Below are 14,300 nucleotides of genomic sequence, written 5' to 3'. Positions count from 1 at the left end.
CAACCCTACCCACAGCCGCCACGGTGACCACCGCTATGGATAAGTAGCCCGCCGCCGCCAGACTCGTGATGGTCGCGCCGGCGAGCTACTTACCCACAGCTCCTACACCATTCGGCGGGACACGATCTCCGTGCGGCCACGGAACTGATCGGAATCAGTCGATCCTCGCTGTACCGGCTGGTGGATCGCGGCACCCTGTCCCCGGTCAAGGTTGGATCGCGGACTTTGTTTCGCGTCGTGGACCTCGAAGCCCTGGCCGCAACCGGGGAGGTGCGGCAATGAAGGCCCGTCGCACAAAGAAGCGCCTACCGAACGGGCGCGATGCATCGGATCAGAAATTCACGAAGGTCATGCGTTGCTGGCTGGAAAGCCCCGCATGGCGCGAGGCCGGGACCGCAGCCCGCACGGTTTGGCTTCACCTTCGGATGGCTGACCCCATGGGCCGGAACGAGCCGGTGAATGCCAGCGTCAGGAAGCTGGCGGAAGAAACGGGGCTGGCACCTGGAACCACTCACGCTGCGCTCCAGGATCTTTTCCGCCTTGGGTTCATCGAGCGTGTAACCGATGGAGTTTTCGCATGTCAGGGCGGCGAGAAGCTGGCCCAGACGGTCAGGCAGTCCTTTGAGTTCCTGAGGTGGCGGCCGGAAAAAAACGCATCGCCCGTATCAAAATCTGATCGCGACCGTATCAAAAATTGGCACAGCACGACCGAAGCGGAAGAAAACCGTATCAAAAATTGCACCGGTTCCACCCCTGTTTTGACCCCCGACCGTATCAAAAACTGCAACACTTCTATCACCATGGGGGGCGAAGAAAAGCCCGCTGGGAAGCAACTCCGCGACACCCGAACCGGCCGGCGCGTGACCGAGGTCGGCACCCCGGCGGACCCGGCGCAGGCGAACCTGCACTCCCGTTGTGCGCTGGTCTTGGCGTCCGCAGGCGGCGGGCGGAGGCTGGCCGAGGCAGCCGGGGTGAGCCGCAACGCGATTTCTCAATTTGGCCGGGGCGAACGGGCGCTGACCCCCGATCAGGTTCGCCGCCTCGAAGCCGGGCTGGCCGCGCTCGAAGCTGACCCAGCGCCGACCGAAAGGGGGGAAAAAAATGCAGCCTAGCCGCGACCGCGAACTTGGCCGCGTTGTCGTCTCCCTCGCCCGTGGCGCAGTGGCGCGGGCAGCTTCCGGCCTTCCCCCGCCTCCCGGCTTGGTCCTGCACCAGATCGCGGACGAATTCGGGCTGGAAGCCCCCGAGGTCGCGGCCCTGGTCGGGACCAGCACCCGGTTCCTGGCGTCTGAGGCCCGGCGCCGCGCGCGCCACGCCCTGCCCCCGAACGTGGTCCCGCTGCACCCGCCTGCCCGCCCCATGGCGCGGGGGGCCGCATGACACTTGGCGCCCCCGGCCTTCCAAGCCCAGCCCCGGCGCCCTGGCCCGCGCCTTCGACTTCCAAGCCCCGAAAGGACCCGCCATGACCGACCAGACCCCCCCGAACCCTTGGCTGCCCGGCCCCGGCTGGAATTGCACCCAGCAAGGCCAAGTCTTCCGCCAGAACCCCGCTCTGGCCAAGCAGATGCAGGCAGAGGCCGAGGCTTTCAAAGCCCAGCGGCGCGCGGAGGAAGCCGACGAAGGCCGCCTGCTTTCTGCCCTCTCCCGGCTGGACCCCGCAGCCGGCAGGGCCGCCCGCGAAGCCTGGTCGAAGGCGAGGGCCGGTCGGCAGGCTTGATCCTCGCAATTGGTAATTGCGCCGGGCGGGGACAAACGCCCGCCCGGTCGCCTGCATTGGCCTTTGACGAACGTCAAAATCGCGAATATCCGAAACGACCCCATGGATGCCGCTCGGCGGCGCCAATTTTCGACGAAGATTGGCGTTGCAGCGTCGCCCGGTGGGGTCAGCGGTGGGGTGGCGAAATCACCCCGGAAAATTCACCAGCGAAATCAATCGCTTGTCGGGGATGATGGCGGAGGGGATGAGATTCGAACTCACGATACGGTTTCCCGTATACACACTTTCCAGGCGTGCGCCTTCAACCACTCGGCCACCCCTCCGCAGGCCGGAGTCGATCGATGACCGTCCGGCGAGGGCGGCAATATAGCGAAGTCGCGGCGGGGCGCAACCCCATGTGCGGCAAAGGCGTGCGATAGCCTGGCCCCATTGTCGCCCCATTGTTGAGATTGTCTCCACCCCTTGTCATGATGCGCCGCAGCGAGCCGGGAGGGCGAGCGTATGGTCGGTCGATTGTTGGGCTGGGTTTTCGTCGCGCTGGCGCTGATGTGCCTCGGGGCCGATGTCATGGCCATGCTCGAACGGGGAGCGTTCGGCCTGCTGGGCCTTGGCGAGCTCTGGGCCGCCCTCGACGCCAACAGCATGATCGCCATCGGCGACGCGATCGCCGGCCATACCTTCCCCGAAGTCTGGAACCCCGGCATCACCACCCTGCTGCGGGTGCCCGGCCTCGTGCTGTTCGGCCTGATCGGTCTCGTGCTGCTGGTCGCCTTCCGCAAGCGGGAACGGGTGCAGCGCCTGTTCACATCGTAAGGTCGGCGACAAGCGCGCCGAGGGCCGCCACGGCGTCGTCCGGCGACAGTTTCGCCTGCAAGCCGCGCTGCCCCCCGTTGACGAAGACATAGGGCTCCAGCAACGCGCTTTCCTCGATCGCGGTCGGCACTTTCCGCTTCTGGCCGAAGGGGCTGATGCCGCCGACGACAAAACCCGTCAGGCGTTCCGCCGCCGGCGGCTTCATCATCGCTGCCGCCTTGCCCTGGAAGACCGCCGCCAGTTTCTTCATCGAGACCTGGGCATCGGACGGCACGACGACGCAGACCGGCTTGCCGTCCACTTCCGCCATCAGGGTCTTGAGCACGCGCGACGGTGGCTCGTTGATCGCTTCGGCCGCCTGCAGGCCGATGCTGTCGGCATCGGGGTCGTAATCATAGGTGACGAGGTCGAAGGCGACGCCGGCCGCCTTCAGCGCGAGGGTCGCCTTTGTGGTCTTCGACATGGCGCGGCCCGTCCGGCGATCAGCGCTTCCGCACGAATTCGGTGCGCAGCACGAGGCCCTTGATGCCTTCGAAGCGGCAGTCGATTTCCTCGGGATTGTCGGTCAGGCGGATCGTCTTGATCACCGTGCCCTGCTTCAGGGTGGTGCTGGTGCCCTTGACCTTCAGGTCCTTGATCAGGGTCACCTGATCGCCATCGGCGAGCACATTGCCCGCCGCGTCGCGAACCTCGCTGGCCGCCGCCCTGGCTGCCGCCACCTCGGAGGCCGGGCGCCATTCGCCGGTCGCTTCATCGTAAACGTATTCGTCGTTATCGTCGGCCATCGATCATGCCTTCCCTGTAAGATGCGGGCATGTCTACGCGCCGGGGCCGTCCCCGGCCAAGATAAATCGGACGGGGACGGAACGCGCCCTCAGTCCGTGTCCATCTTGAGGGCGGCGATGAAGGCTTCCTGCGGGATCTCGACATTGCCGACCTGGCGCATCCGCTTCTTGCCGGCCTTCTGCTTGTCAAGGAGCTTGCGCTTGCGCGAGACGTCGCCGCCATAGCATTTGGCCAGCACGTCCTTCCGCATCGCCTTCACCGTCTCGCGGGCGACGATACGGCCACCGATCGCCGCCTGAATGGCGATCTGGAACAACTGGCGGGGAATGAGATCCTTCAGCCGCTCGCAGAGCTGGCGGCCCCGGGTCTCGGCCCTCGTGCGGTGCACGATCATGGCGAGAGCATCGACCGGCTCCTGATTCACCAGGATCGACATGTTCACCAGGTCTTCTTCCAGATAGCCGTCGAGGGCGTAATCGAAAGACGCATAGCCGCGCGAGACCGATTTCAGCCGGTCGTAGAAATCGAACACCACTTCGTTCAGCGGCAGGCGATAAACCGCCATGGCCCGGTTGCCGGCATAGGTCAGTTCGACCTGAACGCCGCGCCGGTCCTGGCAGAGCTTGAGGATATCGCCGAGATAGGTGTCGGGCACGAAGATCGTCGCCTTGATCCACGGCTCCTCGATGCGGGCGATCTTCACCGGGTCCGGCATGTCGGCCGGATTATGCATCTCCTCCATCGTGCCGTCGGTCATATAGACGTGATAGACGACCGAGGGCGCGGTGGTGATCAGATCGAGGTCGAACTCCCGCTCCAGCCGCTCCTGGATGATCTCGAGGTGGAGAAGGCCGAGGAAGCCGCAGCGAAAGCCGAGGCCGAGCGCGGCCGAGCTTTCCATCTCGAACTGGAAGCTGGCGTCGTTGAGGCGCAGTTTCGCCAGGCTGTCGCGCAGCGTGTCGAATTCGGCGGCATCGGACGGGAACAACCCGCAGAACACCACCGGGACCGAGGGCTTGAAGCCCGCCAGCGGTGTTTCCGTGGGCTTCCGCTCGTCGGTGATCGTATCGCCCACCGAGGTGTCGGCCACTTCCTTGATCGCCGCGGTGATGAAGCCCATTTCGCCCGGGCCCAGCTTGTCGACCACGACCTTCTTCGGCGTGAAGATACCGACCCGCTCGACCAGATGGACCTTGTTGGCGGCCATCATCTTGATCTTCTGGCCCTTGCGGATCTCGCCGTCGACGACGCGGACGAGAATGACGACGCCGAGGTAGGCATCGTACCAGCTGTCGACCAGCAGGGCCTTCAGGGGCGCGTTGACGTCGCCCTTGGGCGGCGGCAGGCGGTGGACGATGGCTTCCAGCGTATCCTCGATGCCGATGCCCGACTTGGCCGAGACCAGCAGAGCTTCGGAAGCGTCGATGCCGATCACATCCTCGATCTGGGCGCGGATGCGTTCGGGCTCCGCCGCCGGCAGGTCGATCTTGTTCAGGATCGGCACGATCTCGAGATTGGCGTCCATCGCCTGATAGACATTGGCGAGGGTCTGGGCCTCGACACCCTGGGAGGCGTCGACGACGAGGAGCGCGCCCTCGCAGGCCGCGAGCGAGCGCGAGACTTCATAGGCGAAGTCGACATGCCCGGGCGTGTCCATCAGGTTCAGCAGATAGGTCTCGCCGTTCTTGGCCTTGTATTCGAGGCGGACGGTCTGGGCCTTGATGGTGATGCCGCGTTCGCGCTCGATATCCATGGAATCGAGCACTTGTTCGGTCATCTCGCGCGCGGTCAGGCCGCCGCAGGTCTGGATCAACCGGTCGGCAAGCGTGGACTTGCCGTGGTCGATATGGGCCACGATCGAGAAATTGCGGATATGCGACAGGTCGGTCATGGCCCTTGGTGTCAACTTCTCAAAGTGGCGCCGGTCGCCTTGGCGACACCGGCGACGATCTTGGCGGAGACGGCTTCGATATCCTGTTCGGACAGGGTCTTGTCCTTGGGTTCCAGCCGGACCGCAAGCGCAATCGAAACCTTGCCCTCGGGAACGCCGGTGCCGCGATAGAGATCGAAGATCGAGACATCGGCGATCAGCGCCTTGTCGGCGCCCTTCACCGCGCGGATCAGGGCTTCCGCCGCCACACCGTCGTCGGCGAGGAAGGCGAAATCGCGGCTGACCGCCTGGAAGTCGGACAGGACCAGGGGCCCCTTCTCTTTGGACGCCCGGGCCTTGGCCGCCGGAATGGCGTCGAGATCGACCTCGAAGAACATGGCCGGGCCTTCGAGGTCCAGCAGTTTCGCGATCTTCGGGTGCAGGGCGCCGAAACTGGCGATCACGGTCTTCGGACCGAGCTTGACGACGCCGGACTGGCCGGGATGGGCCCAGGCCGGGCCTTCCGCGGCGACGCTGAGGTTGGCGACCGGCGCGCCGAGTTCGGCCAGCAGGGCGAAGACATCGGCCTTCACGTCGAAGACATCGACCGGGCGGCGCCCGCCCTGCCACTGGCGGGGCGCGGCATGGCCGGTGCGAAGCCCGGCGGCGATCGACTTCTGGTCCTTCGGCGCGATGCCGTGGTAGGTGCCGGCGACCTCGAACAGGGCGACATCCTCGTTGCCGCGCGCGGCGTTGCGCACGGCGGCGGCGGCGAGGCTGGGCACCAGATGCGGGCGCATCACCGCGAGTTCGACCGAGATCGGATTGGCGACCTTGAGCGCCGGGTCCGTCCAGCCGAAGGCGGCGGCGTGGGCTTCAGGGATGAAGCTGTAATTCACCGTCTCGACCATGCCCCGCGTTGCCAGCAGGCGGCGGGCCAGGCGGTTGCGCTTCTGCGAAGGCGACAGCGCCGGCACCGGCACGACCGAAGTCATGGGCAGCGGCAGCACCGGCAGCTTGTCGAGGCCGTTGATGCGGGCGACTTCCTCGACGAGGTCGGCCTCGCCCTCGATATCGCGGCGCCAGGACGGCACGGTGATGATCCAGGGCTCCTCCGCCTTGGCGACGCCGAAGCCCAGGGCCTCGAAGATGCGCGCCATCTCGAATTCGGGCACCAGCATGCCGGTCAGCTTCTCCACCCGGTGGGGGCGGAAGCTCTGCTTCGGGAAATCGGCCGGGAAATCGCCGGCCACCACCACGTCGGACGGCGTGCCGCCGCAGAGGTCGAGGATCAGCTTCGTCGCCAGTTCGAGACCATCGAGCGCCGACTTCGGGTCGACACCGCGCTCGAACCGGTGGCGGGCATCGGACTGGACGCCGGTGCGCCGGCCGGTCGCGGCGATCGTATAGGGGTCGAAATGGGCGGATTCGACGAAGACGTCCACGGTCTCGTCCGAGACCGACGACGGCACGCCGCCGACGATACCGCCGAGGCCAAGGGTGCCGGCATCATCGGCGATGACGACCGTGGCGCCATCGACCTTGTGGGTCTTGCCGTCGAGGCCTTCCACCGTCTCGCCGTCGCGGCCGAAGCGGACATGGATGCCGCCGGTCAGCTTGCCTGCGTCGAAGACATGGAGCGGCCGGGCGCGGTCGAAGGTGACGAGATTGGTGATGTCGACCAGGATCGAGATCGGGCGAAGGCCGATGGCCTCCAGCCGGCTCTTCAGCCAGGCCGGGCTCGGCCCGTTCTTCACACCCCGGATCAGGCGGCCGGTGAAGATCGGGCAGGCCTTGTCCTTCACATCGTCGCCAAGGCGAACGGTGACCGGACAGGGAAACTGGCCCGGCACCTTCTCGATCGCCGGGGTCTTCAGGGTGCCGAGGCCGGCGGCGGCGAGGTCGCGGGCGATGCCGGCGACGCCGAGGCAATCCTGGCGGTTCGGCGTCACGGCGATGTCGATCACCGCATCGTCGAGGCCGAGCACTTGCGCGAAGGGCACGCCGATGGGGGCATCTTCGGGCAACTCGATGATGCCGTCGTGATCCTCGCCCAGGCCCATTTCGCGCATCGAGCACATCATGCCCTGCGAATCCACGCCGCGAATGGCGGTCGGCTTCAGCACCATGCCGTTGACGGGAATGGTGGTGCCCATGCGGGCGAAGACGACCTTGAGCCCGGCGCGGGCATTGGGCGCGCCGCAGACGACCTGATAGGGCGCGCCATCGCCGGCATCGACCGTGCACAGGCGCAGCTTGTCGGCATTGGGGTGCTGGACCGCGGTCAGGACATGGGCGACGGTGAAGGGGCGCAAGGTCGCGCCGCGATCGTCCACATCCTCGACCTCGAGGCCGATGGCGGTCAGCTTCTCGGCGATCTCGGCGGCGGTGGCCAGCGTGTCCAGGTGTTCTTTCAGCCAGTTGACGGTGAATTTCATCGCGACAGCCCTCCGCCCAGGGTCGGCAGGTCGAGCGCGGCGAAACCATAGTGCCGCAGCCAGCGCAGATCGGATTCGAAGAAGGCCCGAAGATCGGGAATGCCGTATTTCAGCATGGCGATGCGATCGAGGCCCATGCCGAAGGCAAAGCCCTGCCACTCGTCGGGGTCGAGGCCGCAGTTGCGGATCACATTGGGGTGGACCATGCCGCAGCCCATGATTTCCAGCCAGTCATCGCCCTGACCGATGCGGATCGAATCCTTGGTGCGGGCGCAGCCGATATCGACCTCCGCCGAGGGTTCGGTGAAGGGGAAGAAACTGGGGCGGAAGCGAATTTTCACCTGCTCCACCTCGAAGAAGGCGGCGGCGAAATGCTCGATGGTCGCCTTCAGATGACCCATGTGGATGTTCTTCTCGATCACCAGGGCTTCGATCTGGTGGAACATCGGGGTGTGGGTCTGGTCGCTGTCGCAGCGATAGGTGCGGCCGGGGGCGATCACGCGGATGGGCGGGGTCTTGCCCTTCATCGTGCGGATCTGCACCGGGGAGGTGTGGGTGCGCAGCAGGACCTTCTCGCCGGCCTGATTGGGCGGCAGGAAGAACGTGTCGTGCATTTCGCGCGCGGGGTGGCCCGGCGGGAAATTCAGCGCGGTGAAATTATGCTCGTCGTCCTCGATGTCCGGCCCTTCGGCGAGGGAAAAGCCCATGGCGCCGAAAATCTCGATGCATTCCTCGGTCACCTGGGTGACCGGATGGATGCGGCCGGCGGCTTGCGCGGCGATGGGCAGGGTGACGTCGACGCGCTCGGCCGCGAGGCGGGCATCGAGGGCGGCGTCTTCGAGGGTGGCTTTCCGCGCGGCGATCGCGTCCGAAATCCGGTCCTTCACCTGATTGACGGCGGCGCCGAAGGCCTTCCGTTCATCCGGGGCCATGGCGCCCAGGGTCTTCATCAGGTCGGTGACGCGGCCCTTCTTGCCGAGGGCGGCGACCCGCACTTCATCGAGGGCGGCAAGGTCGGCGGCGCCGGTGACGGCGGCCAGGACCTCGGCCTCGAGACCGTTCAAATTACTCATGATCGACCCCAATCCAGCGCCCATCACGATCCATCGGGCGCGGTTGCCCCCGGGGTTATCAAACCCCGGGGACGAATGCCAGCGATTTGGCGCCGGCCAGCAGGTGGGGGTCAGGCCTCGGTGGGGAGGGCCGCCCGCGCCTGCTCGACCAGCGCCTTGAAGGCGCCGGGCTCGCGGATGGCGAGGTCGGAGAGGACCTTGCGGTCGACCTCGACGCCCGCCTTCGCGAGACCGTCGATAAATCGGCTGTAGGTCAGGCCATGCTCGCGGACGGCCGCGTTGATGCGCTGGATCCACAGGGCGCGGAAGTTGCGCTTGCGGGCGCGACGATCGCGATACTGATACTGAAGGCCCTTTTCGACCTTCTCGATGGCGATCCGGAAGGACGAGTTACCGCGACCGCGATAACCCTTGGCCATATCCAGAACTTTTTTGTGACGGGCATGGCCGGTCACGCCACGTTTCACGCGCGACATATCTCAGCCCTCCGTTACGAATTCGGCAGGAAATACTTCTTCACGTTGTCGCCATCCGCCTTGAAGAGGATGGTCGACCCGCGAAGATTGCGAATCTGCTTGTTGGTGCGCTTGATCATGCCGTGACGTTTCCCGGCCTGAAGCGCCTTGACCTTGCCGGTCCCGGTCAGAGAGAAGCGTTTCTTCGCTCCGCTCTTCGTCTTCATCTTGGGCATTTCAACCTCCTTGATCCGAAGGATCATTAAGCATGGCCCAGGCAGCCCTTTTCGCCCGGCCTCGCGATGGAAGCGGGCTATATAGCGGAGAGTCTCAGGGGGTGCAAGCGGATCGGCGTCAGGCGTCGGATGGCCGCAGCCAAAGCGGCAGGTCCCGGTCGGCGCGAAGGATACGCCAGAGATCGATGTTCGCCTCGCGCTCCACATAGAAAAGGATGAAGGGGTAGCGCCGCAAGGGCCAGGATCGCAGGCCCGGCAGGTTCAGGTCGACGGCATATCGCGTGGAGCCACTTCCCGGGTGCCGACAGATATGCCCGATCCCCTTTTGCAGGGCATCGACAAAACCGAGAGCGACCAGCTCGCCGGCCACCTCCCGATAATGATCGACGGCGGCTTCCACATCTTGCCGCGCACGCGCTCGAAGCGCGATCGGCTTCGCCGTCAAGGCCCCGGGTCACCCGCCGCACGCGCGCGCAGGGCCTGGAAATAGGCATCGTCCACCGGCGCGGTCAAAGCCGATTCAGCCCCGTCGAGCAACAGGCGGCGCAACTGCTCCCGCTCCAGGTCGCGGCGGATCAGGGCCCGAACATATTCGCTGGACGATCCGAAGCCCTGTGCCTCGACCTGTTCATCAACGAAGGCCTTCAGGGCATCGGGCAGGGAAATATTCATGGTCGTCATGGGGTTTGAGATTAGCCCCATGGCAAATTTTGGCAAGAAGGCCGCCATCTATTCCGAGAGCCAACACAGCAGGTCGCGGCATTCCTTGCGCGGCCCGCAACATTTTGATATCATTCTCTCGAAATTGATATCAGGGCGCCACCTTGTCCGCCGTCACCATACGCAATCTCTCGGAAGAAACCCATCGTGCGCTGAAGGCGCGGGCAGCCGCCCATGGGCGCAGCACCGAGGCGGAGATCCGGGCAATCCTGGAAAACGCGGTACGGCCACCGGAACGGGTCAAGTTGGGCACGGCGCTGGCGGCGTTCGGCGGCGAGTTGGGCGGCGTGGATCTCGATATCGAGCGGGACCGGAGCCCGGTCGATCCGGCGATGTTCGAATGATCATCCTCGACACCAATGTGGTGTCGGAACCGATGCGCGTTGCCGGTGACCCGGCTGTCCGGGCCTGGCTCGATGCCCAGGTGGCGGAGACCCTGTATTTGACCTCCGTCAGTCTCGCCGAATTGCTGTCGGGCATTGCCGCCCTTCCCGCCGGTCGGCGCCGCGACGGGCTGGACGAGAAACTTGGTGACCTGCTGCAAACCCTGTTCGGCCCGCGCATCCTGCCCTTCGACACGGAAGCCGCACGGGCTTTCTCCGGTCTTCAGGCACGAGCACGGGTGAAAGGCAGCGCCATCGGATTCGCCGACGGACAGATTGCCGCCATCGCCAACACCCTCGGTTTCGCCGTCGCCACGCGGGACACGGTCCCGTTCCTGGCTGCGGGTGTTCCCGTCATCGACCCCTGGCGGGAGGGGGCCGCTCTCCTTTAACCCTGCCCCGCCTGCCAGCCGCCGCCGAGCGCGCGGTAGAGGCCGATGAGGGCGGACAGGCGCGAGAGCTTGATCTGCGCCGCCTGATCCTCGGCGGCATAGAGCGATTGCTGGGCCGAGAGCACGGTGAGCAACTCCGCCGCCCCCGCGCGGTACTGGATCTGCGCGAGGTCGAGGGCGCGGCGGGCCTGCGCCACCACCTCGTCCTGAAGCAGCCCCTGGCGGGTCAGGGCATCGACGGCGCCGAGGGCCACCTCGGCATCACCGAAGGCGGCGCGGACGGCGGCGCGGTAAGCCTCCACCAGTTCGATCTTCTGCGCCTCGGCGAGGTCGCGCTGGGCGGCGAGGCGGCCGCCGTCGAAGATCGTCTGCAGGATCGAGGCGCCGAGGCCATAGGTCGCCGAGGACAGGTCGAACAGGTCGCCGAAGGCCGCGCCCTGAAGCGCCATGGAGGCATTCAGCGTCACCTGCGGGAAGAAGGCCGCCCGGGCCGCCGCGATATCGGCATCGGCGGCGGCGAGACGGCTTTCCGCCTGTTTCAGGTCCGGCCGACGCGCCAGGAGATCGGCCGGCAGGCCGGCGACCACCGCGGGCAGTTTCACGGGGGCGAGACTGGCGCCCGTCACGGTGAAGCCGGTCGCGCCCCGGCCGAGCAGCAGGGCGAGGGTGGCGCGGGCTTCCCTCTCGCTTTGCTCCAGCGGCGGCAGGGCGGCGCGGCGCTGGGCGACCAGGGTACGCTGCTGGGCAAGCTCGAGTTCCCCGGCGGCGCCCGCCCCGACCTTGGCGGTGACGAGGGCGAGGATATCCTCGGCGATCGAGAGATTCTGCCGGGCGACCGCCAGCCGGTCGCGGAAGGACAGGATCTGCAGATAGGTGGTGGCGACCGAGGCGGAAACCGTCAGCGCCACGGTCTCGCGGTCGAAGCGGCTGGCGGCGAGGCTGGCGGCGGAAGCGCCGCGCGCCGCCGCGTTGGCGCCCCAGAAATCGACCTCGTAAGAAGCGCCGAGGCTGCCGCTGTAGCCATCGGTCCAGGCATTGTCGCCGTCGCCGCGCCTTGCGTTGCCATTGGCGGAGAGGGAGAGCGAGGGCCACAGGCTGCTGCCGGCGATGCGCAACTGCGCCTCGGCCTGCAGGATACGGGCGGCGGCCTGGGCGAGATCCGGGTTGTTCGCCCGCGCCTCGGCCATCAGGCGGTCCAGCTCGGGACTGGCGAAACCGCGCCACCAGTCGGCGTCGGGCCATAGTCCGCCCGCAGCTCCGGTCGCCTCGAAGGCGGGGGGCACATCCGCGATCCGGGGCGGCGCCTCGGGCGTGAAGCCGCAACCGGCGAGCAGCAGGGCGAGGGCGGATGACAGCAGTCGGCGATCCATCGGGCGGCCCCTATTCGCTGGCGAGGGCGACGACCGGATCGAGCCGGGCGGCCTTGTGGGCGGGGGCGAAGCCGAAGACGAGGCCGACCAGCGCGGCGCAGCCGAAGGCCAGCGCGATGACGGCGCCCGAGAATTCGATCGGCACGTTGAAGGCGCTGATGACGAGGGCGGTGCCGATGCCACCGGCGACCCCGATCACCCCGCCGAGGCCGGAAACCACCACGGCCTCGGTCATGAATTGCTGCATGATGTCCCTGGTCCTGGCGCCGGTCGCCATGCGGATGCCGATTTCCCGGGTCCGCTCCGTCACCGAGACCAGCATGATGTTCATGACGCCGATGCCGCCGACCAGCAGCGAGATGGCGGCGATGGAGCCGAGCAGCACGGTCATCGTGTCGCCCGTCGCCGAGGCGGCCTCGACCACCGAGGCCATGTTGCGGACGCGGAAATCCTCCTGCCCGCGATGCCGCTCGACCAGAAGACGGGTCACTTCCGCCTCGGTCTCGTCGATGCGGGAAACATCCGCGACCGCGACGGTGATGGAGCGCAGGTTGCGCGCCCCGAACAGGCGCAGCTGGCCGGTCTGCAACGGCACGAAGGCGGCGTCGTCCTGATCCGAGCCATTGGACGAGGCCCCCTTGACCGCCAGAACGCCGATGACCTGGAACGGCACATTGTTGAAGAGGACGAAGCGGCCCACCGGGTCCTCGCCATCGGGGAAGAGATTGTCGGCCACGGTCCTGCCGAGGACGGCGACCGTCGCATAGGCCTTGCCGTCTTCCGCCGTGAAGAAACTGCCGCGCTCCACCGGCCAGTCGCGGGTCAGCGGCAGGGCGTCGGAGGTGCCGGTGACCGCAGTCTGATAGTCGCGGTTGCCATAGCGAAGAGTGATGTTCGACTGCAGCTCCGGCAGGGCGGCCATCACATTGCCGAGGTCGCCGATGGCGTCCGCGTCTTCCTCGACCAGGGTCGCGACCTGGCCGCCCACCCCACGCTGCGAGGGCGGCGCCGGGCGGATCAGCAGAAGATTGGTGCCCATGGCGCTGATCTGGTCGAGCACGGCCCTGGTCGCCCCCTGCCCCACCGCCAGCATGGCGACGACCGAGCCGACACCGATGACGATGCCGAGCAGCGTGAGGGCGGTGCGGAAGATATTGGCGCGTAAGGAGCGCACCGCCATCTTCATCGCTTCGCCAAAGGCCGCGAGCAGGCGGCCCGCGCTGTCGACTTCCCGGGTCAGTTCGACCGGGGCGGCGACGGCATGCTCGCGCTTCCGGGTGTCGGCGGTGATCAGCCCGTCGCGGATTTCGATCACCCGGTCGGCATGGGCGGCGACCTCGGGATCATGGGTGATCACGATCACCGTATGGCCCTGGCGCGCGAGATCGGCGAGGAGCGCCATCACCTCGGCGCCGCTGCGGCTGTCGAGGGCGCCGGTCGGCTCGTCGGCGAGGATGACCTTGCCGCCGTTCATCAGCGCCCGGGCGATCGAGACCCGCTGCTGCTGCCCGCCGGACAATTGGCTGGGGCGATGGGACAGCCGTTCGCCGAGGCCGAGGCTGGAGAGGAGCTTGCGCGAGCGCTCGTGCCGCGCGGCGGGGGCAAGGCCGGCGTAGATCGCCGGAACCTCGACATTTTCCGCCGCAGTCGCGGTGCCGATCAGGTGATAGCTCTGGAACACGAAGCCGAAGGCTTCGCGCCGGGCCCAGGCCAGTTCGTCCCGGTCGAAGCCCGAGACGTCGCGCCCGGCGAAGAGATATTGCCCCGAGGTCGGCCGGTCGAGGCAGCCGATCAGATTCATCAGGGTCGACTTGCCCGATCCCGAGGCGCCCATGATGGCGACGAATTCGCCGCTGGCGATCGACAGGCTGACGCCGCGCAGCACTTCGACCGCGACCTCGCCCCCACCGGAGACATAGGTCTTGCGGATGTCGCGCAGCTCGACGACGGGCGCCGCGCTCATCGCATCGGCCCGCCCGGCGGCCGCGCGCCGGCGCCGAGACCGCCGAGAGGATTGGCGCCGCCATTGGCCGGGATGCGCTGGGCC

17 protein-coding genes and 1 tRNA gene are annotated in these 14,300 nt (G+C 66.9%); 6 read left to right on the top strand and 12 right to left on the bottom strand.

The features are described from left to right. The first annotated feature begins 144 nt into the window (after positions 1-144). The 3 genes from WAZ62_RS11290 (at position 145) to WAZ62_RS11280 (ending at position 1,717) form a co-directional block, all read left to right on the top strand. Positions 145-282, top strand: coding sequence for a helix-turn-helix domain-containing protein (locus tag WAZ62_RS11290; protein WP_422643626.1), 138 nt, complete (start codon positions 145-147; stop codon positions 280-282). Further along, complete coding sequence (locus WAZ62_RS11285) at positions 279-1,112, top strand: helix-turn-helix domain-containing protein (protein ID WP_422643625.1); 834 nt, start codon at positions 279-281, stop codon at positions 1,110-1,112. The genes WAZ62_RS11290 and WAZ62_RS11285 overlap by 4 nt, the downstream gene beginning before the upstream one ends. Positions 1,113-1,462: 350 nt before the next feature. Beyond that, positions 1,463-1,717, top strand: a complete 255-nt coding sequence (locus WAZ62_RS11280) for a hypothetical protein (protein WP_422643624.1) — start codon at positions 1,463-1,465, stop codon at positions 1,715-1,717. A gap of 233 nt (positions 1,718-1,950) precedes the next feature. On the opposite strand, the gene WAZ62_RS11275 is transcribed toward WAZ62_RS11280, so the two are convergent. Beyond that, positions 1,951-2,040 (bottom strand) — tRNA-Ser (locus WAZ62_RS11275). A gap of 178 nt (positions 2,041-2,218) precedes the next feature. Between WAZ62_RS11275 and WAZ62_RS11270 the strand changes: the two genes are divergently transcribed. Beyond that, complete coding sequence (locus WAZ62_RS11270; RefSeq protein WP_422643623.1) at positions 2,219-2,530, top strand: hypothetical protein; 312 nt, start codon at positions 2,219-2,221, stop codon at positions 2,528-2,530. Here the strand turns inward: WAZ62_RS11270 and ybaK are convergent. From ybaK to WAZ62_RS11225, 9 genes are all read right to left on the bottom strand, one after another. Beyond that, complete coding sequence (gene ybaK, locus WAZ62_RS11265) at positions 2,520-2,993, bottom strand: Cys-tRNA(Pro) deacylase (protein ID WP_422643622.1); 474 nt, start codon at positions 2,991-2,993, stop codon at positions 2,520-2,522. The genes WAZ62_RS11270 and ybaK overlap by 11 nt on opposite strands. A 19-nt stretch (positions 2,994-3,012) precedes the next feature. After that, positions 3,013-3,315 (bottom strand): zinc ribbon domain-containing protein YjdM, encoded by a 303-nt coding sequence (locus tag WAZ62_RS11260; RefSeq protein ID WP_422643621.1) that lies wholly within the window; start codon positions 3,313-3,315, stop codon positions 3,013-3,015. 89 nt (positions 3,316-3,404) lie between these two features. Beyond that, positions 3,405-5,207: a translation elongation factor 4 gene (gene lepA / locus WAZ62_RS11255; RefSeq protein ID WP_422643620.1), complete on the bottom strand. Its 1,803-nt coding sequence runs from the start codon at positions 5,205-5,207 to the stop codon at positions 3,405-3,407. Between the two features lie 11 nt (positions 5,208-5,218). Next, the gene (gene pheT, locus WAZ62_RS11250) at positions 5,219-7,624 is read right to left on the bottom strand and encodes a phenylalanine--tRNA ligase subunit beta (protein ID WP_422643619.1); all 2,406 of its coding nucleotides are present in this window, start codon (positions 7,622-7,624) and stop codon (positions 5,219-5,221) included. After that, a complete protein-coding gene (pheS, locus tag WAZ62_RS11245; protein ID WP_422643618.1) occupies positions 7,621-8,697 on the bottom strand; it encodes a phenylalanine--tRNA ligase subunit alpha in 1,077 nt (358 codons plus the stop codon). The genes pheT and pheS overlap by 4 nt, the downstream gene beginning before the upstream one ends. Before the next feature lie 110 nt (positions 8,698-8,807). Next, the gene (rplT, locus tag WAZ62_RS11240; protein ID WP_109905124.1) at positions 8,808-9,173 is read right to left on the bottom strand and encodes a 50S ribosomal protein L20; all 366 of its coding nucleotides are present in this window, start codon (positions 9,171-9,173) and stop codon (positions 8,808-8,810) included. A 14-nt stretch (positions 9,174-9,187) separates the two neighbouring features. Next, complete coding sequence (rpmI, locus tag WAZ62_RS11235) at positions 9,188-9,388, bottom strand: 50S ribosomal protein L35 (protein WP_422643617.1); 201 nt, start codon at positions 9,386-9,388, stop codon at positions 9,188-9,190. Between the two features lie 118 nt (positions 9,389-9,506). Beyond that, positions 9,507-9,833: a type II toxin-antitoxin system RelE/ParE family toxin gene (locus WAZ62_RS11230; protein ID WP_422643616.1), complete on the bottom strand. Its 327-nt coding sequence runs from the start codon at positions 9,831-9,833 to the stop codon at positions 9,507-9,509. Beyond that, the gene (locus WAZ62_RS11225; RefSeq protein WP_422643615.1) at positions 9,830-10,117 is read right to left on the bottom strand and encodes a type II toxin-antitoxin system ParD family antitoxin; all 288 of its coding nucleotides are present in this window, start codon (positions 10,115-10,117) and stop codon (positions 9,830-9,832) included. The genes WAZ62_RS11230 and WAZ62_RS11225 overlap by 4 nt, the downstream gene beginning before the upstream one ends. Before the next feature lie 95 nt (positions 10,118-10,212). Here WAZ62_RS11225 and WAZ62_RS11220 point away from each other — a divergent pair, with 95 nt between their 5' ends. Both WAZ62_RS11220 and WAZ62_RS11215 read left to right on the top strand, forming a co-directional pair. Then, positions 10,213-10,452: a FitA-like ribbon-helix-helix domain-containing protein gene (locus tag WAZ62_RS11220; protein WP_422643614.1), complete on the top strand. Its 240-nt coding sequence runs from the start codon at positions 10,213-10,215 to the stop codon at positions 10,450-10,452. Then, complete coding sequence (locus tag WAZ62_RS11215; protein WP_422643613.1) at positions 10,449-10,883, top strand: type II toxin-antitoxin system VapC family toxin; 435 nt, start codon at positions 10,449-10,451, stop codon at positions 10,881-10,883. Before WAZ62_RS11220 ends, WAZ62_RS11215 begins: the two co-directional genes overlap by 4 nt. Here the strand turns inward: WAZ62_RS11215 and WAZ62_RS11210 are convergent. Both WAZ62_RS11210 and WAZ62_RS11205 read right to left on the bottom strand, forming a co-directional pair. Next, positions 10,880-12,253, bottom strand: coding sequence for an efflux transporter outer membrane subunit (locus tag WAZ62_RS11210; RefSeq protein ID WP_422643612.1), 1,374 nt, complete (start codon positions 12,251-12,253; stop codon positions 10,880-10,882). The two genes, WAZ62_RS11215 and WAZ62_RS11210, sit on opposite strands and share 4 nt — an antisense overlap. A 10-nt stretch (positions 12,254-12,263) precedes the next feature. Next, the gene (locus WAZ62_RS11205) at positions 12,264-14,216 is read right to left on the bottom strand and encodes a MacB family efflux pump subunit (RefSeq protein ID WP_422643611.1); all 1,953 of its coding nucleotides are present in this window, start codon (positions 14,214-14,216) and stop codon (positions 12,264-12,266) included. Positions 14,217-14,300 lie beyond the last annotated feature (84 nt).

Origin of the sequence: Zavarzinia sp., from assembly GCF_049306435.1 — a bacterium.
In the GTDB taxonomy this organism is placed as follows: Bacteria; Pseudomonadota; Alphaproteobacteria; order Zavarziniales; family Zavarziniaceae; genus Zavarzinia.
This window is presented reverse-complemented; position numbering and strand designations above follow the sequence as displayed.

Excerpts from the sequence above, each read along its gene's own strand:
- WAZ62_RS11285 (WP_422643625.1), top strand. The coding sequence starts at position 279 with ATGAAGGCCCGTCGCACAAAGAAGCGCCTACCGAACGGGCGCGATGCA.
- WAZ62_RS11280 (WP_422643624.1), top strand. The coding sequence starts at position 1,463 with ATGACCGACCAGACCCCCCCGAACCCTTGGCTGCCCGGCCCCGGCTGG.
- WAZ62_RS11270 (WP_422643623.1), top strand. The coding sequence starts at position 2,219 with ATGGTCGGTCGATTGTTGGGCTGGGTTTTCGTCGCGCTGGCGCTGATG.
- ybaK (WP_422643622.1), bottom strand. The coding sequence starts at position 2,993 with ATGTCGAAGACCACAAAGGCGACCCTCGCGCTGAAGGCGGCCGGCGTC.
- WAZ62_RS11260 (WP_422643621.1), bottom strand. The coding sequence starts at position 3,315 with ATGGCCGACGATAACGACGAATACGTTTACGATGAAGCGACCGGCGAA.
- lepA (WP_422643620.1), bottom strand. The coding sequence starts at position 5,207 with ATGACCGACCTGTCGCATATCCGCAATTTCTCGATCGTGGCCCATATC.
- pheT (WP_422643619.1), bottom strand. The coding sequence starts at position 7,624 with ATGAAATTCACCGTCAACTGGCTGAAAGAACACCTGGACACGCTGGCC.
- pheS (WP_422643618.1), bottom strand. The coding sequence starts at position 8,697 with ATGAGTAATTTGAACGGTCTCGAGGCCGAGGTCCTGGCCGCCGTCACC.
- rplT (WP_109905124.1), bottom strand. The coding sequence starts at position 9,173 with ATGTCGCGCGTGAAACGTGGCGTGACCGGCCATGCCCGTCACAAAAAA.
- rpmI (WP_422643617.1), bottom strand. The coding sequence starts at position 9,388 with ATGCCCAAGATGAAGACGAAGAGCGGAGCGAAGAAACGCTTCTCTCTG.
- WAZ62_RS11225 (WP_422643615.1), bottom strand. The coding sequence starts at position 10,117 with ATGGCGGCCTTCTTGCCAAAATTTGCCATGGGGCTAATCTCAAACCCC.
- WAZ62_RS11215 (WP_422643613.1), top strand. The coding sequence starts at position 10,449 with ATGATCATCCTCGACACCAATGTGGTGTCGGAACCGATGCGCGTTGCC.
- WAZ62_RS11210 (WP_422643612.1), bottom strand. The coding sequence starts at position 12,253 with ATGGATCGCCGACTGCTGTCATCCGCCCTCGCCCTGCTGCTCGCCGGT.
- WAZ62_RS11205 (WP_422643611.1), bottom strand. The coding sequence starts at position 14,216 with ATGAGCGCGGCGCCCGTCGTCGAGCTGCGCGACATCCGCAAGACCTAT.